General features: G+C 43.6%; 18 protein-coding genes and 6 tRNA genes. 18 read left to right on the forward strand and 6 right to left on the reverse strand.

Annotated elements, in window-relative coordinates:
• Nucleotides 1-8: 8 nt before the first annotated feature.
• From kdpB to GKR61_RS15945, 7 genes are all read left to right on the forward strand, one after another.
• The gene (gene kdpB, locus GKR61_RS15915; RefSeq protein WP_036947835.1) at nt 9-2,072 is read left to right on the forward strand and encodes a potassium-transporting ATPase subunit KdpB; all 2,064 of its coding nucleotides are present in this window, start codon (nt 9-11) and stop codon (nt 2,070-2,072) included.
• A gap of 10 nt (nt 2,073-2,082) precedes the next feature.
• Complete coding sequence (kdpC, locus tag GKR61_RS15920) at nt 2,083-2,676, forward strand: potassium-transporting ATPase subunit KdpC (protein WP_036947836.1); 594 nt, start codon at nt 2,083-2,085, stop codon at nt 2,674-2,676.
• Between the two features lie 8 nt (nt 2,677-2,684).
• Entirely contained in the window at nt 2,685-5,372 is a 2,688-nt protein-coding gene (kdpD, locus tag GKR61_RS15925; protein WP_036947837.1) for a two-component system sensor histidine kinase KdpD, read from the forward strand.
• Between the two features lie 16 nt (nt 5,373-5,388).
• Complete coding sequence (gene kdpE / locus GKR61_RS15930; RefSeq protein ID WP_036947840.1) at nt 5,389-6,072, forward strand: two-component system response regulator KdpE; 684 nt, start codon at nt 5,389-5,391, stop codon at nt 6,070-6,072.
• 115 nt (nt 6,073-6,187) lie between these two features.
• Nucleotides 6,188-6,583, forward strand: coding sequence for a DUF5329 family protein (locus GKR61_RS15935; protein WP_230085019.1), 396 nt, complete (start codon nt 6,188-6,190; stop codon nt 6,581-6,583).
• A gap of 660 nt (nt 6,584-7,243) precedes the next feature.
• Nucleotides 7,244-9,364, forward strand: a complete 2,121-nt coding sequence (locus tag GKR61_RS15940) for a TonB-dependent siderophore receptor (protein ID WP_154600183.1) — start codon at nt 7,244-7,246, stop codon at nt 9,362-9,364.
• A 90-nt stretch (nt 9,365-9,454) separates the two neighbouring features.
• Nucleotides 9,455-11,017 (forward strand): esterase family protein, encoded by a 1,563-nt coding sequence (locus GKR61_RS15945; protein WP_154639897.1) that lies wholly within the window; start codon nt 9,455-9,457, stop codon nt 11,015-11,017.
• A gap of 220 nt (nt 11,018-11,237) precedes the next feature.
• Here GKR61_RS15945 and glnS read toward each other — a convergent pair whose 3' ends face one another.
• The 4 genes from glnS to nagE form a co-directional block, all read right to left on the reverse strand.
• Nucleotides 11,238-12,905 carry a glutamine--tRNA ligase gene (gene glnS, locus GKR61_RS15950; RefSeq protein WP_154639898.1) on the reverse strand — a complete coding sequence of 556 codons (1,668 nt, stop codon included), beginning with the start codon at nt 12,903-12,905 and terminating at the stop codon, nt 11,238-11,240.
• Nucleotides 12,906-13,052: 147 nt separating this feature from the next.
• Complete coding sequence (locus GKR61_RS15955) at nt 13,053-13,868, reverse strand: sulfite exporter TauE/SafE family protein (RefSeq protein WP_036947618.1); 816 nt, start codon at nt 13,866-13,868, stop codon at nt 13,053-13,055.
• Nucleotides 13,869-14,015: 147 nt separating this feature from the next.
• The gene (locus GKR61_RS15960) at nt 14,016-14,768 is read right to left on the reverse strand and encodes a hypothetical protein (RefSeq protein WP_154600181.1); all 753 of its coding nucleotides are present in this window, start codon (nt 14,766-14,768) and stop codon (nt 14,016-14,018) included.
• A 313-nt stretch (nt 14,769-15,081) separates the two neighbouring features.
• Nucleotides 15,082-17,109 carry an N-acetylglucosamine-specific PTS transporter subunit IIBC gene (gene nagE / locus GKR61_RS15965; RefSeq protein WP_036947622.1) on the reverse strand — a complete coding sequence of 676 codons (2,028 nt, stop codon included), beginning with the start codon at nt 17,107-17,109 and terminating at the stop codon, nt 15,082-15,084.
• A 354-nt stretch (nt 17,110-17,463) separates the two neighbouring features.
• On the opposite strand from nagE, the gene nagB reads away from it, so the two are divergent.
• The 10 genes from nagB to GKR61_RS16015 all read left to right on the forward strand — a co-directional run bounded on the left by nagB (nt 17,464) and on the right by GKR61_RS16015 (nt 23,381).
• On the forward strand, nt 17,464-18,267 hold the full coding sequence (gene nagB, locus GKR61_RS15970; RefSeq protein ID WP_108479370.1) for a glucosamine-6-phosphate deaminase: 804 nt from the start codon (nt 17,464-17,466) through the stop codon (nt 18,265-18,267).
• A 124-nt stretch (nt 18,268-18,391) separates the two neighbouring features.
• The gene (nagA, locus tag GKR61_RS15975; protein WP_154639899.1) at nt 18,392-19,558 is read left to right on the forward strand and encodes an N-acetylglucosamine-6-phosphate deacetylase; all 1,167 of its coding nucleotides are present in this window, start codon (nt 18,392-18,394) and stop codon (nt 19,556-19,558) included.
• 7 nt (nt 19,559-19,565) lie between these two features.
• On the forward strand, nt 19,566-20,789 hold the full coding sequence (nagC, locus tag GKR61_RS15980) for a DNA-binding transcriptional regulator NagC (protein ID WP_154639900.1): 1,224 nt from the start codon (nt 19,566-19,568) through the stop codon (nt 20,787-20,789).
• Between the two features lie 254 nt (nt 20,790-21,043).
• Nucleotides 21,044-21,120: transfer RNA gene (locus tag GKR61_RS15985), tRNA-Met, on the forward strand.
• Nucleotides 21,121-21,127: 7 nt separating this feature from the next.
• Nucleotides 21,128-21,212 (forward strand) — tRNA-Leu (locus GKR61_RS15990).
• Nucleotides 21,213-21,244: 32 nt separating this feature from the next.
• Nucleotides 21,245-21,319, forward strand: a tRNA-Gln gene (locus GKR61_RS15995).
• Nucleotides 21,320-21,371: 52 nt separating this feature from the next.
• Nucleotides 21,372-21,446, forward strand: a tRNA-Gln gene (locus GKR61_RS16000).
• 48 nt (nt 21,447-21,494) lie between these two features.
• Nucleotides 21,495-21,571 (forward strand) — tRNA-Met (locus GKR61_RS16005).
• 12 nt (nt 21,572-21,583) lie between these two features.
• A tRNA-Gln gene (locus GKR61_RS16010) sits at nt 21,584-21,658 on the forward strand.
• Between the two features lie 379 nt (nt 21,659-22,037).
• On the forward strand, nt 22,038-23,381 hold the full coding sequence (locus GKR61_RS16015) for a dicarboxylate/amino acid:cation symporter (protein ID WP_154600179.1): 1,344 nt from the start codon (nt 22,038-22,040) through the stop codon (nt 23,379-23,381).
• A gap of 58 nt (nt 23,382-23,439) precedes the next feature.
• Here the strand turns inward: GKR61_RS16015 and nfsB are convergent, their stop codons facing one another.
• Complete coding sequence (nfsB, locus tag GKR61_RS16020; RefSeq protein ID WP_036947735.1) at nt 23,440-24,093, reverse strand: oxygen-insensitive NAD(P)H nitroreductase; 654 nt, start codon at nt 24,091-24,093, stop codon at nt 23,440-23,442.
• Between the two features lie 99 nt (nt 24,094-24,192).
• Between nfsB and GKR61_RS16025 the strand changes: the two genes are divergently transcribed.
• Nucleotides 24,193-24,579, forward strand: a complete 387-nt coding sequence (locus GKR61_RS16025; RefSeq protein WP_195848399.1) for a winged helix-turn-helix transcriptional regulator — start codon at nt 24,193-24,195, stop codon at nt 24,577-24,579.
• A gap of 56 nt (nt 24,580-24,635) precedes the next feature.
• On the opposite strand, the gene ubiF is transcribed toward GKR61_RS16025, so the two are convergent.
• A complete protein-coding gene (ubiF, locus tag GKR61_RS16030) occupies nt 24,636-25,823 on the reverse strand; it encodes a 3-demethoxyubiquinol 3-hydroxylase (RefSeq protein WP_036947739.1) in 1,188 nt (395 codons plus the stop codon).
• Nucleotides 25,824-26,154 lie beyond the last annotated feature (331 nt).

Genomic DNA, 26,154 nt, shown 5'->3' on the forward strand with positions numbered 1-26,154 from the left:
GTGAAAAAATGAAAAATCAAAAAACACAATTATTTGATAGCAAACTGGTTCGCCAATCGACAATTGATGCCATTAAAAAACTGACACCACAAGCACAATGGCGTAACCCAGTCATGTTCGTGGTTTACATCGGCAGTATTATTACGACTTTATTATGGATAGCGATGGTCGCTGGCTATAGTGAAGGCAATGCTTGGTTTAGTGGCATGGTCACTTTATGGCTATGGTTTACGGTGCTGTTTGCCAACTTTGCAGAAGCTTTAGCGGAAGGTCGTAGTAAGGCTCAAGCTCAGAGTTTAAAAGGCGTCAAACAGCAAAGCCGTGCAACTAAACTGGCGACTGCCTCTCTTGATGCGCCACAAGAAATGGTCAGTTCAGACCAACTACGCAAAGGCGATATCGTCCTGATCCGTGCAGGGGAAACCATCCCTTGTGATGGCGAAGTGATTGAAGGCGGCGCATCAGTGGATGAAAGTGCCATTACAGGCGAATCCGCGCCGGTGATCCGTGAATCCGGTGGCGATTTTTCATCAGTCACAGGAGGAACCCGCGTACTTTCTGACTGGCTGATCGTCGAATGTACGGTTAACCCGGGTGAAACATTCTTAGACCGCATGATCTCCATGGTGGAAGGCGCACAGCGCCGTAAAACTCCCAATGAAATCGCGCTCACTATCTTATTAACCGCACTGACCATTATCTTTGTTTTAGTCTGTGCAACGTTATATCCATTCACCTTGTTTGCTACGGAATACGCAGGTGCAGGCGGCGCAGTGTCTATCATTGTATTGATTGCCCTGCTGATCTGCCTTATTCCTACCACCATTGGCGGGCTACTTTCTTCCATTGGTGTTGCCGGCATGAGTCGTATGCTGGGCGCCAACGTAATTGCCACCAGCGGACGTGCCGTGGAAGCAGCGGGAGACGTTGATGTCCTGTTACTGGACAAAACGGGTACTATCACCCTCGGAAACCGTCAAGCCTCTGAGTTTTTACCGTTAAGTGGAGTTTCGGAGCAACAATTAGCGGATGCTGCTCAACTCTCGTCTCTGGCAGATGAAACCCCTGAAGGGCGCAGTATTGTGGTGCTTGCAAAACAGAAATTCAATTTACGCGAGCGTGATATTCACGCCATGAACGCCACCTTTGTGCCCTTCTCCGCGATGACGCGCATGAGCGGTGTAAACGTCGGCGAACGCATGATCCGCAAAGGTTCTGCTGACGCTATTCGCCGCTATGTAGAAGCTAACCACGGCAAATTCCCAGTCGAAGCCGACAAACTTGTTGAACAAGTGGCGCAGACAGGGGGAACACCGTTAGTGGTGGTTGATAGCCAAACGGTTCTCGGCGTGGTGGCGCTCAAAGACATCGTCAAAGGCGGCATGAAAGAGCGTTTTGCACAAATGCGTGCGATGGGGATCAAAACTGTGATGATCACGGGGGATAACCACCTAACCGCAGCGGCAATCGCGGCAGAAGCAGGCGTGGATGATTTCTTAGCTGAAGCCACCCCCGAAGCAAAACTTGCGTTAATCCGCCAATATCAATCGGAAGGTCGCTTAGTCGCCATGACAGGAGACGGCACCAACGATGCCCCTGCATTAGCACAAGCAGATGTAGCGGTTGCCATGAACTCGGGTACGCAAGCGGCGAAAGAAGCCGGTAACATGGTGGATTTAGATTCCAACCCAACCAAGCTGATTGAAGTGGTGCATATTGGTAAACAAATGCTGATGACTCGCGGCTCATTGACCACATTCAGTATTGCCAACGATATTGCCAAATACTTCGCGATTATTCCGGCCTGTTTTGCGGTCACATGGCCGCAGCTCAATGCCTTGAATATTATGCATTTGCACTCACCTGCATCGGCATTGCTGTCGGCGGTTATTTTTAATGCCTTGATTATCGTGTTCTTAATTCCACTGGCATTAAAAGGGGTAAATTATCGCCCAATGAGTTCTCAATCACTTTTACAGCGTAACTTGAGCCTGTATGGGTTAGGCGGATTGATTGTCCCATTTGTGGGGATCAAACTTATCGATATGTTCATCAGCTTGTTTGGTATTTAAGGAGCCTATTATGAGCATGTTTCGTTCTTCATTGATGATTTTAGTTCTGTTAACGCTGGTAACTGGGATTGCTTATCCGCTACTCGTGACGGGGCTTGCTAATGTCATTTTTCCAACTCAATCGATGGGTTCACTGATCCTACAAGATAATCGCATTATCGGTTCATCGTTGATTGGGCAGTCTTACCAAAATGACAATTACTTTTATGGTCGCCCGTCCGTGACCGCAGAAATGCCCTATAACGCACTGGCTTCCGGTGGCAGTAACCTTGCTATCAGTAATCCACTGTTAACCAAAGAATTGACTGAACGCTCGGTCGCATTGAAACAGCATGAACCCGATGGTGGTGATATTCTGCCTGTGGATTTACTGACCGCCTCTTCCAGCGGGCTAGATCCCCATATTTCGGTTGCCGCTGCGTTATATCAAGCACCGCGTATTGCTAAAAACAGACAGTTATCGATAGACAAGGTAAAATCGCTTATATCTGACAATACGCAATCTCCTCTGTTTCGATTTTTAGGAGAGCCAGTCGTCAACGTATTAGAGTTAAACCTTGCCCTTGATACCTATCAACGGGAAGCTAACAGCCAAAATCTCTGAGGTCAGTTATGAATAATCAGGAGCCTATCCGCCCAAACCCAGATGACCTGTTGGTAAAGGCAAACGAAAGTGGACGTGGCAAACTTAAGATTTTCTTCGGTGCTTGTGCTGGTGTCGGGAAAACTTACGCCATGTTGCAAGAAGCACAACGCCTTCGAGCACAAGGGTTAGATGTGCTGATTGGCGTGGTCGAAACTCATGAACGAGAAGAAACCGCCGCGCTACTGGATGGGCTCCCTCAACTTCCTCCATTAAAAATCAGCCATCGAGGGCGTCGTCTGCACGCCTTCGATATTGATGCTGCATTGGCAAGGCATCCTGCCATTATCTTGATGGATGAACTTGCCTTCAGTAATCCAAATGGCAGCCGCCACCCTAAACGCTGGCAAGATGTCGAAGAATTACTGGATGCAGGTATTGACGTTCTCACCACCGTTAACGTTCAACATATTGAAAGCTTAAATGACATTGTCGGCAGCATCACCGGTATCCGCGTGCGTGAAACGGTGCCTGACCATATTTTTGATGCCGCCAATGAAGTGGTTTTAGTGGATTTGCCTCCAGATGACCTTCGCCAACGTTTAAAAGAAGGCAAAGTGTATATTCCGGGGCAAGCTGAACGTGCTATCGAGCATTTCTTCCGTAAAGGTAACTTAATTGCTTTACGGGAATTAGCCCTGCGCCGCACGGCTGATCGCGTTGATGATCAAATGCGTGAATTTCGCGATGGTAAAGGTGAAGCCCCCGTTTGGCATACCCGCGATGGGTTACTCCTGTGTATCGGGCATAATACGGGCAATGAAAAACTGGTTCGCGCTGCTGCTCGCCTTGCCGCTAAGTTCGGCAGTGTTTGGCATGCGGTGTATGTAGAGACGCCAACATTACACCAACTTCCTGAAAATCAGCGCCGTGCCATTTTAAAAGCCTTGAGGTTAGCTCAAGATTTAGGTGCAGAAACCACCACGCTTTCTGATCCTAATGAAGAAAAAGCCATTTTGCGCTACGCACGGGAACATAATCTCGGTAAAATTTTGATCGGCCGACGCGATAAACACCGCAAATGGTATAAATTCAATTTACACCAAGGTTTTGCCGATAGACTCGGTAAACTCGGACCTGATTTAGATTTGATCATTGTCGCCCTTGAAGAAAAAAGCGATTGGGATAAAGAGCCAGAAAGAAAGCCGTTTACCGAAAAATGGCGCTCTGATGTCAATGGCTATTTAATGGCGATCGCCATGTGTGCAGCCATCACCCTATTCTCTCGAACCTTCTTATTGGCACTGGATAAAGCCAACTTAGTCACTCTCTATTTATTGGGCGTGGTATTAGTCGCGCTATTTTACGGTCGTCGCCCTTCTGTTTTCGCCGCGTTAGTCAACGTGATCAGTTTCGATTTATTTTTCGTTCAGCCCCATTTTTCATTAGCAATTATGGATATGCAGTATCTGGTTACGTTCACTGTGATGCTGATTGTGGGGGTGGTTGTCGGGAATCTCACCGCGGGTATGCGCTACCAGGCAAGAATTGCGCGTTATCGAGAACAACGCACGCGCCATTTATATGAAATGACCAAAGAGCTAGGTCAAGCCCTCAGCACGGAAGATATCGGCAAAACAGGCTATCACTTTTTAAACAATGCATTTCAGGCAAAAACCTGTTTGTTACTCCCTGATGAAAATAACCAACTGACGCCATTACAGTGCGAAGGTTATAGCCAGTTGCAAATCGACAAAGCTATCGCAAAATGGAGCTTTGATAAGCGCCAGCCCGCTGGTGCAGGGACGGACACACTTCCCAGCGTGCCGTACCAATTACAGCCTATCACAACGGCGGATGAAACCCTTGCCGTGCTCGCCATTGAGCCGCGTAATATTCGCCAATTATTGATCCCCGAGCAGCAACGTATGCTGCAAACCTTTACCGGGTTAATCGCCAGTAGCCTTTCCCGCCTGCAACTGACCAAACAAGCAGAAAGAGCCAAATTGGATGTTGAACGGGAGCAATTACGAAATTCACTGCTGGCAGCCCTATCCCATGACCTCAAAACGCCACTGACTGTTTTATTTGGTCAAAGCGAAATTTTGATGCTGGAGTTATCAGCCGAAAATTCACCGCTCACCGCACAAGTCAGCCAGATGCGCCAACAGGTATTAAGCACTTCGCGATTAGTGAATAATTTATTGGATATGGCTCGCTTACAATCTGGGGGGATCCACCCCAATTTGGAATGGGAATCTCTGCAAGAAATTACGAGCAGCGCAGTTCGCATCTTGGACTACACTTTAGATAGTCACCCACTTGATATTGATATTCCAGCCGATTTACTCTTGTATTGTGACGGTAACTTGATTGAGCGCGTCATCATTAACTTGCTCGAAAATGCCATAAAATACAGTGATAGCGATACTCCGATTGGTATTAGAGCGTCTATCGAATCACAAAAAGCTCATATCGAAGTGTGGGATGCCAGCAATGCCATTCCCGATGGGCAAGAAAAAACCATTTTCGATAAATTTTCCCGCGCACAAAAAGAATCAGCAATTCCGGGAGTTGGCTTAGGTTTAGCTATCTGTCGTGCTATTATCCATCTCCATGAAGGGGAAATTTGGGCTGAAAATAATGAAAAAGGTGGCGCCAGCTTCCATTTTATTTTGCCGTTAAAGCCATTACCTGAAATTGAAAACGAAATTTAGGAGCACCTAGCAAACTGTGAGTTCCCATCAAATCCTGATCATTGAAGATGAAAAAGAGATCCGCCGCTTTGTTCGATTAGCGTTGGAGGGTGAAGGCTGGAAAATTTTTGAAGCTGAAAATTACCAGCGAGGGCTCATAGAAGCAGGCACTCGTCAGCCTGATTTAGTGATTTTAGATCTCGGATTACCTGATGGTGATGGATTGGATTTGATCCGTGATTTACGCCAATGGAGCAGTATTCCGTTGATCGTACTTTCTGCTCGTGAAGAAGAGTCCCAGAAAGTGGCCGCTCTCGATGCGGGTGCCGATGATTATTTGACGAAACCTTTTGGTATTAGTGAGTTGCTCGCCCGTGTCCGAGTCGCTTTACGCCGTTTTGGTAAAGCGGGTCAAGAAAGCCCTACTTTTCAATTTGGCGATGTTACGGTGGATTTTATCAACCGCATCGTGACTAAAGGCAGTGAAGAGTTGCACCTCACCCCGATTGAATTTCGCCTACTCAGTGAACTCGTTGCCAATAGCGGAAAAGTGCTCACTCAGCGCCATTTGTTGCTACAAGTCTGGGGACCGAGTTACGTCGAACATAATCATTATCTACGCATTTATATGGGGCATTTACGCCAGAAGTTGGAAAATGACCCTGCACGCCCCGTACATCTTTTAACTGAAACGGGAATTGGCTACCGTTTTATGCCTTAACTGATACCTTAAAACCTAAGTTTGTCTTAAAGCGTGATTCTCAGACTATTACTGATAGTTTATTCATCACGGCTGCCTATAATCTCTCCAATCTTAACTTATCGGAGCGTTTCCTGTGCAATCGTTACTGACTCAAGCCTCTCGCCGTTTTGCTTCCATCTTAGTGATTTTTTTAACTATTTTCGTCACCACCAAAGCCCTTGCGCTAAGCCCTGAAGAGAAAACGCGTACTGAAGCGTTGTTAACGGAGTTGGGTAAGCAGCAGAATTTAACCTTCACGCGTAATGGTTCCGGTCATTCTGCACCAGAAGCTGAATCCCATTTACGATTAAAGCTGGGTAAAACTGAAAAGCGCTTACAGACAACAGAGCAGTTTATTGACAATGTGGCATCAAAATCTTCTATCACCGGAGAAGAGTACCGAGTCACCGATGCCCAAGGTAAAGTCACCAGCGCCAATCAGTATCTGCATGATTTACTGAAAAATAACGTCGATAAACCAGCCAAATAACCCGCTCTATCCCCCCGATTAATAAAGCGCTCCCAATAGCTAGCGGGCGCTTCATTATGTCGCTGTCTTTCGTGACCCGCCTTACACCTCTGATAATGAAAGCGCCTTTTTCACGATCGAGAAACCCCATTTTCCTGACCCAATATATCTGCCAATCAGAATCACAATCCGAATCTTATAACCCTATGTAGGCCGAAGCATTAGATGTGCTGATGAAATGAGTTGATAGTTGCCTCATTGTTCAAAAAGCAATTTGATTGAAATGCTGACTTTCTAAAACATAAAAAACTGATTAATTATCATAAGTTATTCTTAATGATTATTATTATCATATAATATTTAAATGATTATTATTATCATATAGAATACGGAGTTAAAGTTTGAAAATAATAGAACGCTAATGTATTAGCTTGCACATCTATATGTTTTTCATCTAAAAACTTTACATTTTCACATTGAGAGCACATTGATTTAATTCAGATATATTTACGCCAGAGATGTCGAAGAATACATCGGTGTAAGTATGAACGGTAAAAGAAAAACTCACTTTTATCCCCTCCTGACCAAATCAAAAAATATCCATCGTGTGAAAACTTGCACTGCTAGGTTTCCATACCGTCTTAAATTTCACGTTGAAAATAGGGATGAACAGGTATTGCTATGTTAAATAAAAATAAGCTATCAGCGCTATCACTGTTAATAGTTTCGCCATTCGCTGCTTCAGCAACTGATGTTCTGGTTGTGACTACACCAAGCTCAAGTGATTCATATACTGCAACAACGACTTCTTCTGCAACGAAGAATGAAACTCAGATAATGAAAATACCACAGACGGTGAATGTGGTGACCAAAACCCAAATAGAAAACAGAGCGGCAGAAACCGTTGTGGATGCACTGAGGTATACACCAGGTGTAGTTACCGAATACCGTGGTGATTCAAATCGTAATGATGAGGTATTCAGTCGCGGTTTTGATTATGCGAACAAAATTCTAGATGGCATTCCTTTTGGCGGAAATGCGTCCTCGTCCATGGGCACAACCGAGCCTTGGTTTCTAGACAGAATTGAGATGATTAAAGGACCGGCATCTGTGCAGTATGGGCAAATAAGCCCTGGTGGGGTTATTGCCATGACAAGCAAAAAACCAACCGCGCAGAGCATCAATAAAATTCAGTTACGGGTCGGTAATCGAAATAAAACGGAAGGATTTTTTGATCTGGGTGGCAAGCTAACGGATGATGGAAATATCCTCTACCGTTTAAATGGCCTAGCAAAAAAGAAAGACACTCAGGTTCGAGACTATGAAGAAGAAAAATATGCCATCGCTCCCGCCATATCATTCCTAAATGAAGACACTACTTTCACTCTTCTGGCTTACTTACAAAACTCACCGAAAAATGGTTACCGAAATTTTCTTCCTAAAGTTGGCACGATTGAATCAACCCCGGAAGGAAAAATTCCGCAAGACTTCAACATAAGCAATCCTGACTATAATATTTCCAAACAAAAACAACATAGTATCGGGTATGAATTTGAACACAATTTTAGTGATAAAATTTCATTGGTACAAAAAGCACGCTACGCAGAAATTGATGAAAAATATAATTACTTAGTATTTAACACCTTAGCAAGTGAAGCTAAAAACTATCCTTATGTACTAAAACGAATGGCTCAGCACGAAAAAACGAAACTCAATACATTTGGCGTTGATACCCATTTAAATTTCGACATTGATAATGGGGGGCTTTATCAAACACTATTAGTCGGCGTCGATTACAAATGGACTAAAGAGGACAAACAGTTTTGGCGTGACAGAAACGGCAATTATGATATTGATTGGCGTAACCCCCAATACCAGAAAATTGATGAATCCAAGCAGGCACTATTCACCGACCAGCTGCAAAAAAGCGATCAAATCGGTATTTATATTCAAGACCAAATCGAATGGAATAACTGGAACTTATTAGCTAGCACTCGGTATGACTGGATTGAAGTCAAAACGATAGACAGAACGATCAGTGACAGGTCACAACAAAATGATGGCAAATTAACAGGCTTAGTTGGATTGTTATACTCATTTGATAACGGTATTTCCCCTTATATTAGCTACAGCACCTCTTTTGAGCCAAATCTTGCAACCAACAGAAAGCCAGAAAGTAAGCCGTTTGATCCTAAAACAGCAAAACAAACAGAAATCGGTATCAAGTACCTCACTCCTGACCAAAAAACGCTGGCGACCTTATCTCTCTATCATATTGAGCAAAAAAACATTCCTAAATACGACTCTGAATTAGGTTATATGACGCTAATCGGCAAGGGGGAAAGTAAAGGTGTGGAAGCCCAGATAAACAGTAAGCTTACCGATAAATTTGCCGTTACAGCAGCATATTCATATACCAAAACCAAAGTGCTTGAAACATCAAACAGTGCGGAAAAAGGAAAAGAATTTCCTCGTATTCCTAAAAATATGGCCTCTGTCTGGGGGCAATATGAAGAGAACTCAGGAATGCTGAATGGACTGAAAGCGGGAGCGGGAGTGCGCTATATCGGTTCCAGCAAAGCAGGGGCGGATAATAGCTTTTCTGTGCCTGGGGTAACGCTTTACGATGCGATGATTGGCTATGAACTTTCCAATATTTCGCCCTCTTTGAAAGGCGCAACGATACAGTTAAACGTGAATAACTTAATGGATAAACATTATGTTTCATCCTGTGGTATGAGTGATGCCTGCTTTTATGGCATAGGCCGTACTGGTACTGTCACGTTTGATTACGCTTGGTAAAACAAAGAGTAAGAATAAAGGCTATATCAAATTGAGATGTAGCCTTTGTTATCCCATTGATAATAAAGATTAACTTGAAAGTGAGGGCTCATGAAGTCTGTTTTGCTTTACGTAATGGTCGCTTTGAGTGCAGTACCCGCAATAGCCGCTCCTTGCACAGAACTACCTCTCCAAGGGGTTCAGGAAGGCATATTTGATACCGAGGGTAAGGTTTGCTTTGTGCTTCCAGCGCTTAATGAAAACTATATTGCTGCCACACTAAAAGGGGCAACAGGAGCACAATTACTCGACCAGCAAAACCATCATTTACGCACATTATTGGAAGCAGGACCTGCTGATGGAGAAAAATCGCTACTTTTTTCATCCCCGACAGGGCAAGTTTCATCATTAATGTTATATGGAAATAGCGGTAGCGAATGGCAGTTTAGCTGGCAAATGATAGAAACTCAGCCACTCAATCGCATGCGAAAACTTGATCCAGTCAGTCCTACTTTACAGCAACTCGCAAAGGAGCTGGCAGCAGGAGGAACGACAGATGCATTTTGGAAAAAACAGCAACTCATCGGTACGCCTTTAATTGAACCCGTAGATACATCTCATAAACGAGTCACTTTTTTGTGGCGTGCAGCACGTGGTAATGTGTTTATTTTAGGGTCTCCGGCAGGCGATCATGATCCCATGTTTAAACTGGGTGACTCCGATGTTTGGTTTCGCAGCTATGTGGTACCCGCTGATACGCGTATGCAATATCAATTGGCACCTGACGTTCCTAAAGTAGATGGCAATGCGCGTGAACAACGCCGTGCGATTTTGGTCACTGCACAAGCCGATCCTTTAAATCCCACGACTATGAGTATAGAAAATGATGATAAGTGGAACACTTCATCTTTACTTGATTTAAAACCCTCACGGTATTTTACCCGCGATACAATGAAACAGCCTATACGCCATGGCCCTTTGACTCGACATACATTAAAAAGTAATTTCCTTGGAAATAGTCGGGAAATCATTCTTTATCGCCCAAAAGCGACAACACCTGTTAGTTGGACATTATTTTTGTTTGATGGTCAAATTTGGCAGGATAAATATCACACCGCCAATGTAATTGATGGTTTGATTGCTAATCATCAATTACCCCCGATTAATATTGTCTTTATAGATAGTTTGGATAGTAAACGTCGCTCCAAGGAACTCCCTCCAAATCAAGCTTTTGCTGATTTTATGGCACTGGAACTACTACCTTGGGTGAGCAAAAATGGTATTGAAATAAATAATGAAAAGACGATTGTGGCTGGCGCAAGTTATGGAGGATTGGCATCATCCTGGGTCGCATTGCGATATCCAAACCAATTTCGTCATGTGCTGAGCCTATCAGGCTCATACTGGTGGGCGCCTGAAGGTGAAAAGCCAGGATGGTTAACTCGTCAATATCAGCAATCGCCGCATTATCCGATCAGTTTCTGGATACAAGCAGGGTTATTTGAAAACCAAGGTGCTGATGGCGGCATTTGGCTTAATAGCCAAGAGCTTGAACATGTTTTGCGAGATAAACACTACAAAACCAGCTTCCATTCATGGTCAAGTGGTCATGATTATGCAGCTTGGGTAGAAGCATTGGTCTATGGATTGAAAGACTTCACAAACCAACGTTGAATCTTCTGTGGGTGATCAGTCACATCAAAAAAACCCCAGTAATTGGAGGTCTTTTTTTAGGCTGTTTTTAGGCTGTTTTTAAACCTATCTCAGCAATCCTCTAAATAATTCGCGTTGTAGCAAGGCGGCAAATGAGCTAATCCCTAGGAGAATACAAAAGTATGTGACTAGGGTTAGCGAATGCAGCCAACGCCGCTACAGCGCGAAGTATGACGAGGATTTAGTTAGACTCAATCTTAGCCCACGTATCACGCAACCCAACCGTACGGTTAAACACCAGCTTATCCGCACTGCTCAGTTTGTTATCTGCGCAGAAGTAACCTTCACGCTCAAACTGGTACGCTTTTTCTGCTGGTGCATCGCGCAGGCTTGGTTCAACAAAACCTTGGCGAATAACCAGAGATTCTGGGTTCAGCACTGATAAGAAATCATCTTCGGCTGCTGGGTTTGGTACAGTAAACAGGCGGTCATACAGACGAATCTCCGCTGGCAGTGCATGTGCTGCACTTACCCAGTGGATAACACCTTTGACTTTACGACCGTCAGCTGGATCTTTGTTTAATGTGCCTGCATCGTAAGTACAGAAGATGGTGGTAATGTTACCTTCTGCATCTTTTTCTACACGCTCTGCTTTGATGATGTAAGCATTACGCAGACGCACTTCTTTACCTAATACCAAGCGCTTATATTGGCGGTTAGCTTCTTCGCGGAAGTCTGCACGGTCAATATACAGCTCATTGCTAAATGGCACTTCACGAGTTCCCATTTCTGGGTTGTTCGGGTGATTTGGTGCCTTCAGAATTTCTTCACCTGCTGGCATATTTTCAATCACTAAGCGAACTGGGTCGATAACTGCCATTGCGCGTGGTGCTGAATCATTCAGGTCATCACGGATGCAAGATTCTAATGCCGCCATTTCCACGTTGTTATCTTGCTTAGTGACACCGATACGACGGCAGAATTCACGAATTGATGCCGCAGTATAGCCACGACGACGTAAACCAGAGATGGTCAGCATGCGTGGGTCATCCCAACCAGCAACGTGTTTTTCAGTCACTAATTGGTTCAATTTACGTTTTGACATCACCGTGTATTCGAGATTCAGACGAGAAAACTCGTACTGACGCGGGTGGCAATCAATCGTGATATTGTCCAGCACCCAATCATACAGACGGCGGTTGTCTTGGAATTCTAATGTACACAGTGAGTGTGTAATGCCTTCCAGCGCATCAGAAATACAGTGAGTGAAGTCGTACATCGGATAGATGCACCACTTGTTACCGGATTGGTGATGTTCCGCAAATTTAATGCGGTATAACACTGGGTCACGCATAACCATAAATGGCGATGCCATGTCGATTTTCGCACGCAGACACGCTTTACCTTCTTCGAAGCCACCCTCGCGCATTTTTTCAAATAACGCTAAGTTGTCTTCAATCAGGCGCTCACGATAAGGGCTGTTTTTACCCGGCTCTTTTAATGTGCCACGGTATTCACGAATTTCATCCGCACTTAATTCATCAACGTAGGCAAGGCCTTTTTTGATAAGCTCAATCGCGTATTGATATAAAATATCAAAATAATCAGATGAGTAGCAAATGTTGCCGCTCCACTGGAAACCTAACCATTGAACGTCATTTTGAATGGAGTTCACATACTCAACATCTTCTTTGACCGGGTTAGTATCATCAAAGCGTAAGTTACACTGGCCTTGATAATCCTTCGCGATACCAAAGTTCAAGCAAATTGATTTCGCATGGCCAATGTGTAAGTAGCCATTCGGTTCAGGTGGAAAACGGGTATGTACTGATGTGTGTTTCCCAGTCGCCAGATCTTCATCTATGATCTGACGGATAAAGTTAGTTGGGCGAGCATCTGCCTCATTCATTGTCATCGTTCCTCAGTGCCAAAAGCGCGCTAAATTCGTATAGTAACCGAATATATTCTACCATAATACGTCCAGAAACAACCGTTTGATTAAGGTTAGTCAGCAAAAGCAATGGCAAAGGGGGATTTTTATCAAAAAATAGGCTATTTATACGAATAGCATGACCCCAAGAACTACCATCAGTAAAATGGGATAGCTTTGAGCATGGCGTTTATCACTCAAGTAGGGCATCAAAAACGAAGCAAACCGAATACCTAGCCACGAGGTAGCAATCAAAATTAAGGCGCCTTTAATATAAATCATCCCTAAGAAACCAGAGCCTAATTCAAGGTGCTTTTCCATAGCAAAATAGAAGTAAATCAAAGAGCCCGTGATTGCCATCGGTAACGTCAGCGGGTTAGCAAATGCCGCCGCTTGCAACATGCTCGCTCCACGGCGACGCATCAAAGGTACCGTCATCACACTACCCCCTACGCCTAAAAATGCCGCGACGGTACCGATCACTGTACCGATGAGCGTGTCCTCAATGCATTTGCCTCTTATTAACGTATTACCTTCTGATTGGGTTTGTATAAATCCGGGGCGAATAAAGCAATCGAGAATAGTGATAATGAGATAACCAATAAATATCCAGCGGATCCATTCACTGTCTACCGATAGCGCGATGAGCGCACCTAAAATGCCGCCAATTGAAATAGGCAGCATAAAAGGTTTAATAATTTGCCAGTTGAAATTCCCTTTCAGGTAGTGTGCTCGGCTCGATAAGCTTGATGAGAAAATCATCACAAATGTAGATGTGGCGACGGCGATTTGCATCGCAACTTCGCTGGCATCATGGCGGGGTCCCCAAACAAGGGTAATTAAGGCATATAACAGGGGTACCGTAATAAAGCCGCCCCCAAAACCGAATAGCGCTGTTGTGATCCCCGAAATAAAACCAAATAAACAAAGTAGTAAATCCACAGGATGATCCTCAAAGATGGTTGAGTTTTTATCTTATCCTTGAGAACCGTCATGTGCTTATGCAGATTTGACAACTCGCTTTGAGATTTCGCCAAATTAATTAACAAATATAACCTTTGAGTTACAAGTCTCTGTGAATTCAATCAATTAGTTTTTTCGCCATACATCAAATTCATCGGCAAATTTCCCAACGGATTCCCCTTTCGGCGCCTTAGGCATCTGCTTAATCGCTTGAGCGACACTGATAATCAAACGCATAAATTCATCCGCAAGTCGCTCTTCACTCTGATTAGGTATGTCTGTTATGTTTCGACCTGCTTTGGGTTTCCACTGCTCCCTTAACGCATCAAAGAGATTAAACAGTTGCTGCTTGGAGCTATACAGTAGGCTGCCATCTTTAAAGACGTCCTGAAAACCCAATTCATCAATATAATAGTCAAGAAGATCTTCGTTAGCCGGGTTATTAATATAGACCCCCTCTCCCCCGACCTTGATGAGAAAAAATAAAATACTCAGCAATGAGTAAACCATCATTTTTCCATCTAATGCTTTATTGTTTTTCTCAAAATTTTGCAGTATTTCGATTGTCGCTCGACGGCAATGAGGGTCATAGCTACAGACACAACCTCCCGCTGCTTTATCGGGTATTCGGACTAAAATTCGGTTACGGCTAATAAGTTTAAAACAGAAACTAAAGCTCTCTTTGGTCATAACAATTTCTTGATACTCAAGCCAATCTAAAGGCTCTTCCATTGCTAACGAGCTGATATTGCAATACTTTAAATTCTCTTTGTTCATTCTACGAATGCGAATCGGATTCCCTGAACATTGAAAAAAATGGTTCATTTTTTGAAACACATATTCGCTAGCTTCACTCACGAGCGTTATTTTTGACATCATCTTATTTATTCCTTTAAAAACAGCTTCCTTTAACCAACCGATTTCCTTAAATGATTTTTCGCTTCGCCAACAAGGGAAATTTACCTCAAAGAAAATAAGCCATAAGAGAAATAAAATAGTAATAAGTGCCAAAAAATTAAATTCGGTTATACCGAATACATGATTGATTAATATAGGAATTAATACATCGAAAGTTAATACTTGAGGAATTAATGCTTTGGATATTAATTACGGAATAATTTAGATAAAAAATGCCAGCTGATTAAGCTGGCATTTTCTAGGTACTGCTCGCTATTTTCTATCTATACGTAGATTATTTTAATACGTGATAAATAACGGTTTCACCTGCAATAACCTGACCTTTCGCTAAAATTTCAACGCCAGCGAAGTCATCAATATTACTGATGATAACAGGGCTAATCATTGATTTTGCATTCGCTTCAAGGAATGGCAGGTCGAGTTTCAGAATCGGTGTGCCCGCTTCAACTTCAGCACCCTCTTCAACTAAACGCTCACAGCCTTCACCATTTAATGCAACGGTATCAATCCCCATATGCACAATCAGTTCAACGCCATTCGCGGTTTCGAGGCAGAACGCATGGTTAGTTGGGAAAATTTTCACAATTGTCCCTGCGGCTGGCGCCACCACTTCACTGCTGGTTGGTTTGATAGCAATACCATCACCGACGATGCGGCTAGAGAACGCTTCATCCGGAACCTGATCCAGTGAGTAAACTTCACCACTAACTGGTGCGATTAACGATAGTACCGCGTTACCTTTTACTTTTTCTGGTGTCGTTTGCTGGCTTTTTTCTGGAGCCGCAGCTGGCGCAGATGCCGCAATAGGGCCTTTTGCCATCACTTCTGTCATCGCTTTAGCGATTAATTCAGCACGAGTTCCCACAATCACTTGCACGTTTTGCTTGTTCAGGCGGATCACGCCAGATGCACCAATACGTTTAGCAAGTGGGTCGTTGACTACCGCTGAATCTTTTACGCCTAAACGTAAACGCGTGATACACGCGTCGATGTTAACGATGTTGTCGCTACCACCTACTGCTGCAATATACTGACGAGCTTCTTTTTGAATTTCGCTTTCATCGCTGTGAGCATCGCTGACGTTTTCGTCATAGCCATCAACAGTTTCATCACCCGCGCTGACTTCACGACCTGGCGTTAACAGGTTGAATTTGCGGATCATGAATCGGAAAATCACGTAGTAGATGCAGAAGAAGACTAAGCCTTGAACAATCAGCATATACCAGTGAGTTGCGAGTGGGTTACGTGTCTGTAAGAACATATCCACCAGCCCCGCACTGAAGCCGAAGCCTGAAATCCATTCCATTGTTGCCGCGATATAGACAGAAATACCGGTCAATAATGCGTGGATCACATACAGTACTGGCGCAACGAACATAAATGAGAATTCAAGCGGTTCAGTAATACCAGTAAAGAATGCAGCAAACGCACCTGCAATCATGATACCAGCCACTTTGGCTTTATTTTCTGGACGTGCACAGTGATAGATAGCCAGAGCCGCACCTGGTAGACCGAACATCATGATAGGGAAGAAGCCCGCTTGGTAGCGACCCGTAATCCCAACTGTTGCCAGACCTGCTTCGATAGACTTCGCGCCACCTAAGAAGTTAGGAATATCGTTGATACCCGCCACATCGAACCAGAATACAGAGTTCAGTGCGTGGTGTAAGCCAACAGGAATTAATAGACGGTTAAAGAAAGCGTAGATACCCGCGCCAACAGAACCTAAGTCTTTGATGCTTTCACCGAACGCCACTAATCCGTTATACACCACCGGCCAAACATACATCAGAATGAATGCCAGGATGATCATCAGGAATGAGGTTAAAATCGGGACGAGGCGACGACCACTGAAGAATGACAACGCTTTTGGTAGCTCAACGCCACTGTAGCGGTTGTAAAGTTCAGCAGAGAGAACCCCAACAAGGATACCCACGAACTGGTTATTGATTTTATTGAATGCAGCAGGGACGGATTCCACTGGCACACTCATAATCATTGAGTAGGACGCAGGCGAACACAGTGTTGTCACCACTAAGAAGCCGACAAAACCGGTTAATGCAGCTGCACCATCTTTATCTTTAGACATTCCGTACGCAACACCAATCGCAAACAACACGGACATGTTGTCGATGATGGCTGCACCGGATTTGATCAGTAACGCAGCGATTGCGCTATTGGCGCCCCAACCATCTGGGTCAATCCAATAACCAATCCCCATAAGGATTGCGGCGGCTGGTAATACGGCGACAGGCACCATAAGCGCCCTACCAATCCGCTGTAAGTAGCTAAGAATATTCACAAACTCCCCCTTTGTATCGCTCTATTTTTGTCCCATTTCAGGATCTTATTTTCACGCATCGGAAATATATCCGAAGTCGCTTAATTATAGCAATTCATAGAATAGATGAATTTTTTCGCGATACAAAATAAATAGCTGGAAACTGTGATAAATGTCAACGAAAGAAACCTAATATTGACTAAATTAGTAGCTATTCTCGAAAACTTATTTTATTATTAAAAATAAGTTTTTTATATGATTTGCTGTATATACCCCAAGTACCTCAGTCATAAGAAAATGTTGAAAATGTTCAACACAATTGAGATTTGGGGTCCTACAAGTATAAATTTAAAGAAACACTAGAGGTAAAAGTACATGAGGCTTATCCCATTAAATAATGCTCATGATGTTGGCGTATGGTCCGCACAGTACATCGCTGATAAAATCAACGCATTTAATCCGACAGCTGAACGCCCTTTCGTTCTAGGCTTACCGACTGGCGGAACACCGCTTGCCACCTACAAAGAATTAATTGCCTTATATAAAGCAGGTAAAGTCAGCTTTAAGCATGTCGTGACATTTAATATGGATGAATACATTGGTATTCCAAAAGATCATCCACAAAGTTACCACACGTTTATGCACCAAAACTTTTTTAATCATATTGATATCCAAGCTGAAAACATCAATTTACTCAATGGTAACGCACCTGATGTCGACGCTGAATGTCAACGTTATGAAGACAAAATCAAATCCTACGGTCAAATCAACCTGTTTATGGGTGGGGTAGGTAATGATGGTCATATCGCGTTTAATGAGCCAGGTTCTTCTTTAAGTTCGAGAACACGTATCAAAACGCTGACGCCAGAAACTCGCCAGGCTAACTCCCGTTTCTTTGATAATGATATCAATCAAGTTCCTAAATATGCATTAACTGTGGGTGTTGCTACTTTATTAGATGCGAAAGAACTGATGGTATTAGCGACGGGTGCAAACAAAGCTGATGCCGTTCACGCTGCGGTAGAAGGTTCTGTTAACCACTTATGGACAATCAGCTGTGTGCAGCTACATCCTAAAGCATTGATTGTCTGTGATGAGCCAGCAACATTAGAATTGAAAGTCAAAACGCTCAAATATTTCAAACAATTAGAATGTTCGAATATCGAGCAATTTGATTAATTTATACTCAACTCTATTTTAGAGCCTCTAAAAGTAACTAAAATAGATAGAGTATCGAACACCCGACCCGCCATACTGATGCGGGTCGGTGACCCATTTTACTCGCGGTCAGGAGTTTTACGCTATGTACGCATTAACTAATTGCATTATTTTTACAGGTCACGAAAGACTGGATAACCACGCAGTCATTATTGATGGCGAAATCATCAAAGCGGTGTGCCCAGAATCCGAACTCGCTCACGATATCGAACGTAGAGATTTGAAAGGTACCATTCTATCGGCTGGCTTTATCGATCTCCAAGTGAATGGCTGTGGCGGCGTGCAATTCAATGACAACGAAGAAAATGTCACATTGAAAAACCTCGAAATCATGCAAAAAGCCAATGAGTGTGCGGGGTGTACTAGCTTTCTGCCAACTCTCATTACCTGTTCAGATGAACTGATGAAGCATGGCGTTGATGTCATGACTGAATATCTGAAACAGAATAAGAACCAAGCGCTTGGTTTACATATTGAAGGCCCTTACATTAATTTGATTAAAAAAGGGACTCATAACCCAGAATTTATCCGTAAGCCATCAATTGAAATGATGGATTACTTAGCAGCACATGCTGACGCAATTAGCATGATCACGCTCGCACCTGAAGTCGTTGAGCAACACTTTATCCACCAGCTCACCGAAGCTGGCATTGTGGTTTCAGCAGGTCACTCCAATGCAACCTATGAAGAAGCGCGTCAAGGCTTCCGCTCAGGTATTCGCGCATCAACCCACCTATTCAACGCCATGCCATATATTTCTGGTCGTGGCCCTGGTCTGGTTGGCGCAATTTACGATACCCCTGAAGTCTATGCAGGCATTATCGCGGATGGTTTACATGTTCAATGGGCCAATATTCGCAATAGTAAACAACTCAAAGGGGATAAGCTGGTTTTAGTCACCGATGCGACAGCACCAGCGGGAATTGATCCCCAAACAGGTGAAATGGATCATTTTATCTTCGCAGGTAAAACCATATACTACCGCAATGGATTATGTGTCGATGAAAATGGCACACTGAGCGGCTCTTCCCTGACCATGATTAATGCGGTGAAAAACAGTGTTGAACATGTTGGCATTCCTCTTGATGAAACATTAAGAATGGCCACCCTTTACCCAGCAAGAGCCATTGGGGTAGAGGCAACATTAGGTTCCATCGAAGCCGGCAAAACGGCTAACTTGACTGCCTTTAACCAAGACTTCCAAGTCCTTTCAACTTATGTAAACGGAGAGGAAGTCTATAAAAATGAGTAACTAGCTGATGAATCAAAGCCACTCGCTAAAGCAAATTGGTAATATTGATCTCGTAAAACAACTCAACAGTGCTGTCGTTTACAGCCTGATTGATCAACAAGGACCGATATCTAGAATTCAGATAGCGGAACAGAGCCAGCTTGCGCCAGCGAGTGTCACTAAGATCACCCGCCAATTACCCGAACGTGGTTTAATCAAAGAAGTAGACCAGCAGGCCTCCACCGGAGGCCGTCGCGCTATCTCTATCGTCTCCGAATACAAACATTTCCACACCATCGGCGTACGCTTGGGGCGTTACGATGCCACAATCGCCCTGTATGATCTTAGCGGCAAAATGCTGGCAGACGGTCACTACCCTATTACAGAACCCACCCAGCAAATCGTCGAAGAGAAACTGATTGCGGCACTTGAAGATTTTATCTCGCTGCACCAGCGACGCATCCGTGAGCTGATTGCTATTTCGGTGATATTGCCAGGACTTGTCAATCCGCATTCGGGTATTGTCCACTACATGCCACACATTAAAGTGGATAACTGGAAGCTGATTGATAACCTACAGCAGCATTTCAATCTCACCTGTTATGTTGGGCACGATATTCGCAGCCTAGCTCTCGCTGAGAGTTATTTCGGTGCTACCCAAGATTGTGAGGACTCGCTTCTTGTACGCATTCATAGAGGCGCTGGAGCTGGTTTAGTCGTTAATAAAGAGATCCTTCTTAATCATCGAGGTAATCTTGGGGAGATTGGGCACATCCAAGTAGACCCACTAGGCGACCTGTGCCATTGCGGTAATTTTGGATGTTTAGAAACCATCGCCTCCAACCAAGCCATTGAAGCTCGCGTGAAACAGCGCTTAGAACAGGGCTATGCGAGCCAATTAACCCCTGAAACCAGTTCAATTACCCATATTTGCCAAGCCGCCAATAAAGGTGACCCACTGGCAACCGAGGTTATCCAACACGTCGGACGCCAAATTGGTAAAGCCATCGCTATCACTATTAACTTGTTTAATCCTGAAAAAGTGGTGATCGCCGGAGACATTACTGAAGCTGAGCAGGTTCTATTACCCGCCATTCAAAGCTGCATTGATACCCAAGCATTAAAAGGTTTCCGTGAAAACTTACCGATTGTTACCTCACAACTGGTTCATAATTCAGCAATTGGTGCATTTGCGCTGACAAAACGCGCCATGTTAAATGGGGAATTGCTCCAAAGATTATTAGAAAGTTAGCTTTGTGCTCTTTCTTATCGATAAACAGCAAAATAGCGCAATAAATTCCAGTGTAATTTTTAACCATCTTAATAATAACAAATCACATTTTTTCAAATTCGGGGTTGTTTTTTGCTGGCTTTATCGACAAAATGATTATTCATCAAACAAACAGACGCATTTTCTAAAAAATAGTGCAAAAAGCTGTTGACTGTCTTGCCTGTAATTAGCATAATGCGCCCCGCAACGCCGATGAAGGTTAAGCAAAAAAAGATGGCTATGTAGCTCAGCTGGTTAGAGCACAACACTCATAATGTTGGGGTCACAGGTTCGAATCCCGTCATAGCCACCATTTCTTTGCGGGAGTGGCGAAATTGGTAGACGCACCAGATTTAGGTTCTGGCGCCGCAAGGTGTGCAAGTTCAAGTCTTGTCTCCCGCACCATTTTCCTTCTCGGTACAAATTGAATTTAAGATTGGGGTATCGCCAAGCGGTAAGGCACCAGGTTTTGATCCTGGCATTCCCAGGTTCGAATCCTGGTACCCCAACCATCTTAAAGGCAATTAATTTTCGTAGTGAAAATAAATAATAGATATTCTCGGATGGGGTATCGCCAAGCGGTAAGGCACCAGGTTTTGATCCTGGCATCCCCAGGTTCGAATCCTGGTACCCCAGCCATCTATTATCCTACCAAGTAGTAAAATCACACAGTAAAGAAAATACAATGGCTATGTAGCTCAGTTGGTTAGAGCACAACACTCATAATGTTGGGGTCACAGGTTCGAATCCCGTCGTAGCTACCATTTCTTTTTTGTTGGGGTATCGCCAAGCGGTAAGGCACCAGGTTTTGATCCTGGCATCCCCAGGTTCGAATCCTGGTACCCCAGCCATCCTCTCTTGTATCCATCATCAAAAAATACTCTCAAAACAATTTAAAAATTTAAGTAAATAAACTTAATGCGTTATTTATTTAATGCTTTTTAAAACTATCATTCTGCCTTTAAATTTTCTTTTAACCTTTTAAAAAACATTTAACACATCCCATTTACCTTTATGCAACCTTTGTGTCGGAAGTGTGATGTCAGTCATTTTCACATAACCAAATAAAGTGGTAATCTTGCGGCGAATTGTAGTTAGATTAGATTAGTAATACGTAAGCCCCCTTTCGTCTTAAATTATCAGTCCAACTTTCCAATCCATCTCAACTCAGTTGTAAAAAAAACCAATAATTATAATTGCTATAACACAATATTTTTACAGAGAAAACTTATGCGAAACATAATAAAACAACCACTATATAAAATTTTATATGTGCAGGTCATCGTCGCCATCACTCTTGGTATTGCCCTTGGGCATTTTTTCCCAGACATCGGAGAGTCATTAAAACCGTTGGGTGATGCGTTTATTAAAATCGTGAAAATGATTATTGCCCCAGTCATTTTCTTAACGGTTGTGACCGGTATTTCAGGCATGACCAACATGAGAGCCGTTGGTAGCGTTGCAGGTAAAGCAATGCTGTACTTCATCACATTCTCAACTATCGCACTGATTATTGGTTTAATCGTCGCTAACGTCATTCAGCCAGGCTCTGGACTGAATATTGACCCTGCAACCTTAGATAATGCCAAAGTCGCGGGCTATGTTGAAAAAGCACACGAATCTACCATCGTTGGCTTCTTCATGAATATTATTCCAGACACCGTTATTAGCCCATTGGTGAACGGAAACATTCTGCAAGTCCTGTTTATTTCGGTAATTTTTGGTTTAGCACTGGCAGCAACTGGTAAACACGGTGAGCCTATCGTTAAACTGCTGCAAAACTTCTCTGAGCCAGTGTTCAAGATGGTTGCGATGTTGATGAAACTAGCACCTATCGGCGCATTTGGTGCGATGGCATTTACCATTGGTAAATACGGTATTTCGTCTATCGGCAACTTAATGATGCTGATTATGACGTTCTACATCACCTCCCTGCTGTTTGTTCTGGTCGTACTGGGTGCAGTGGCTAAATATAACGGCTTCTCGATTATTGAGCTTATCAAATACATCAAAGATGAATTATGGTTAGTGCTGGGTACCTCTTCCTCTGAAGCGGCATTACCAAGCTTAATGAGAAAAATGGAGCACGCTGGTTGCGAAAAATCCGTCGTGGGCTTAGTGATCCCTACCGGTTATTCATTTAACCTCGATGGCACCAATATCTACATGACGATGGCGGCGCTGTTTATTGCTCAAGCGACCAATATTGAACTGACGCTCTGGCAGCAAATTTCCCTGCTGTTAGTTGCGATGATCAGCTCTAAAGGTGCGGCGGGTGTAACGGGTGCAGGTTTCATTACCTTAGCGGCAACACTGATGGTAGTACCAAGCATTCCAGTTGCAGGTATGGCATTGATTCTGGGTATCGACCGCTTTATGTCTGAGTGCCGTGCGCTGACCAACTTAGTCGGTAACGCTTGTGCATGTATCGTGGTTGCGCGTTGGGAAAAAGAGTTAGATACCGAAAAACTGGCGCATGCATTCTCATCCAAAGGTGAATCTTTAGATTCAATCATCACCGAAGAAGATGTAGTACAACCAACGAATTCTGTCGATATCGCAAATAATAAATAATTTATTACTGCCATAACGAAAATAAGCCGCAATCGCGGCTTATTTTTTATCTAACAAATTAAAGTTCAGTCACGACTTCATTCAATGGAAGACGCACTTTCGGTAAGGCAGAATTAAAATCGTCTTCAGTTTTATAACCCAGCGCAACTACCGTCACCGCACTTAGCCCTTTCTCATTTAAATCGAATTCGTCATTAAGAATTGAAAAATCGAGACCTTCCATTGGCAACGCATCAACCCCTAACACCGCTGCGCCCAATAATAATGCCCCCATATTCAAGTAAACTTGTTTTTCTATCCAATGCGGTAAATCCTTCAATTCATTCTTATGTAAATTCACAAAAAATGAACGAGCCATATGATTTTGCTCTTTAAACTCGCTTTTCTGATATCGCCCTTCTTCATCTTCGAGCTCTAAAAGATGCAGTAAATAATCCTCAGGCAACTCTGTTTTTGCGCACATCACTACCACATGGGATGCATTGCGAATTTTTTCCTCATTGAATGAGTATCCACCTGCCGTCGCATTGATAATTTTTTGTTTTGCTTCAGGGCTACTTACCATCAAGAAATGCCAAGGTTGCACATTGACACTCGAAGGACTTAATTGAAGTAACGCTTTTATCTCACTCAGCGTTTCATCAGAAATCGTTTTATTTGGGTCAAAACTTTTCGTTGCATAACGGGTATTTAAAACATTAATTAAGTTCATTGGATCCTCTAAGTTAAATAAACTGTCTTGAGTTTTGAACATCCTAATGTTAAAAGTACAAACAGACAAGTACGCACATTAATGGCACATACTATACAAATGGATACTATCAAAAAAAGACGTTATACAAACTACACCTACGATGGATGCCCTGTTGAAGCCTCATTAGAGCTAATGGGCGGAAAAGGGAAAGGCGTGATCCTGTATCATTTACAGGGAAAAACACTGCGATTTAATGAAATAAAAAGGAAACTAGTTTTCATTACGCCGCGTATGCTGACCAAGCAATTACGAGAACTCGAAAGCGATGGGCTAATTACTCGACATGTCTATCCTGAAGTACCGCCTAAAGTCGAGTACTCAATGACCCCCGCGGGTGAATCTTTAAGTACAGTGATTAATGCTCTGCAAGAGTGGGGGGAAAAATACGGGATCCCGCTATTAAATATGCAAGAGCAAGATGCAAATACAGAAGAGTCATCATGAGGAAGTTACCCAGAAATTTATCTGGGTAACAAATAACAATAAATAGGTTCAGTAGATTACAGCCCCAGCGCATATTTTAGCGCTAATTTTTTCGCCTCGCCCGCACGTTGCGCGGTCATCAAGCCAAAGTTTCTTAGCATTTTCAAGCCCGGTAAATTTTCGCTAAAGGCCATATAGAAAATATCCATCCCCGCCTGCATCACAAGATTATCGGGTAAACGGCGGCGCTGATAGCGCTTAAGCACATCCAAAGACTCCCATGTCTCAATACACTCACGCGCTTGGTAAATGACCTTCAATAACACATCTACATCGCGATAACCGAGGTTCACCCCCTGACCCGCTAACGGATTGATAGTATGCGCCGCATCACCAATCAGCACCAAGCCATCCATCACATAGCGGCTTGCATGGTGACGTGTTAAAGGAAAGGCGCCCGATGCGATGGCTTTTACTGCACCAAGCCGCTCAGGGAACGCTTCCGAGATAGCACCTGTGAGCTGCTCCATAGACATGCTTTGCAAACGGCGAATTTTGGCGGGGCTGTCATACCACACGAGGGACGCCCAGTTATCATACAGCGGTAAAAATGCCCTTGGGCCTGATGGGAAAAACTGTTGCCATGTACGGTCTTGCTGCGGCGCATCCGTTTGGATAGTGATCAGCATACAAGATTGGCGATATTGCCAGCCACGGCTTCCAATACCCGCCATTTTACGCACTTGAGAATTAGCACCATCTGCGCCAACCACCAGTTTAGTTTCTAGAATGCGCCCATCTTCCAGCTCAACCATCCAGTGTTTTTGCCCATGAGGTTGATGTAAATTCACCAACGTGGCTGGGCAAACTAACTCTAGGTTGCTGTACTGTTCGCACTCTCGCCACAATGCCAACTGTAAAACACGGTTTTCCACCATAAAGCCAAGCTCTGGTAAGCCTAAACTTTTAGCATCAAAAATCACATTGCTGCCCGGCTCTTCCCAGGTTTCTAATTCACGATAAGGCGCGCTGCGCATCGCTTCTACATGTTTCCATGCCCCTAATTGCTTTAATAATTCAATCGAGGCACTGCTGATGGCAGAGATACGCACATCTGGCGTACTGCTCGCGTCAAACTCGGTCGGCTGGGCTTTCTCAAGTAAAGCCACTTTCATCCCTTCTTGGGCGAAGCCTAATGCTGCTGCAGCGCCGGTCATTCCCGCACCAACCACAACAACATCATAAAATTCAGTTAGTTTATTCATCATGATAGCTACTATTAACTGTTTGATTTATTTAGTATACCGAAAAATTCTTACCCCCGCAGGCAATATCTACGCTCGGGCTCTGGTCACTGATGCCTCAAATGAATACAATACTCGTCAATCTTTAAAACAATAGGCAAATAGCCTGCCCTTAAGTATTTGGTGATGATATTATTTTAGCATGTTATTACTGGGTGATTTTTGCATTTAATCCAATACAGAACGCTGTTCTTAATCAAAATGCGGTGAATTCCCCATCATCATAGGGTAGGACTTTGGATTTACAACGCGTTTCGAAGTCCCTATTTTAGACCTCGAAAACACCGGATAC

The sequence above is a fragment of the Providencia sp. wls1916 genome (assembly GCF_009706585.1).
In the GTDB taxonomy this organism is placed as follows: Bacteria; Pseudomonadota; Gammaproteobacteria; order Enterobacterales; family Enterobacteriaceae; genus Providencia; species Providencia lanzhouensis.

Bases quoted from the DNA above. Each gene is read 5' to 3' on its own strand.
- kdpB (WP_036947835.1), top strand. From the start codon at position 9: ATGAAAAATCAAAAAACACAATTATTTGATAGCAAACTGGTTCGCCAA.
- kdpC (WP_036947836.1), top strand. From the start codon at position 2,083: ATGAGCATGTTTCGTTCTTCATTGATGATTTTAGTTCTGTTAACGCTG.
- kdpD (WP_036947837.1), top strand. From the start codon at position 2,685: ATGAATAATCAGGAGCCTATCCGCCCAAACCCAGATGACCTGTTGGTA.
- GKR61_RS15940 (WP_154600183.1), top strand. From the start codon at position 7,244: ATGTTAAATAAAAATAAGCTATCAGCGCTATCACTGTTAATAGTTTCG.
- GKR61_RS15945 (WP_154639897.1), top strand. From the start codon at position 9,455: ATGAAGTCTGTTTTGCTTTACGTAATGGTCGCTTTGAGTGCAGTACCC.
- glnS (WP_154639898.1), bottom strand. From the start codon at position 12,905: ATGAATGAGGCAGATGCTCGCCCAACTAACTTTATCCGTCAGATCATA.
- GKR61_RS15960 (WP_154600181.1), bottom strand. From the start codon at position 14,768: ATGATGTCAAAAATAACGCTCGTGAGTGAAGCTAGCGAATATGTGTTT.
- nagB (WP_108479370.1), top strand. From the start codon at position 17,464: ATGAGGCTTATCCCATTAAATAATGCTCATGATGTTGGCGTATGGTCC.
- nagA (WP_154639899.1), top strand. From the start codon at position 18,392: ATGTACGCATTAACTAATTGCATTATTTTTACAGGTCACGAAAGACTG.
- nagC (WP_154639900.1), top strand. From the start codon at position 19,566: ATGAATCAAAGCCACTCGCTAAAGCAAATTGGTAATATTGATCTCGTA.
- GKR61_RS16015 (WP_154600179.1), top strand. From the start codon at position 22,038: ATGCGAAACATAATAAAACAACCACTATATAAAATTTTATATGTGCAG.
- nfsB (WP_036947735.1), bottom strand. From the start codon at position 24,093: ATGAACTTAATTAATGTTTTAAATACCCGTTATGCAACGAAAAGTTTT.
- GKR61_RS16025 (WP_195848399.1), top strand. From the start codon at position 24,193: ATGGATACTATCAAAAAAAGACGTTATACAAACTACACCTACGATGGA.
- ubiF (WP_036947739.1), bottom strand. From the start codon at position 25,823: ATGAATAAACTAACTGAATTTTATGATGTTGTTGTGGTTGGTGCGGGA.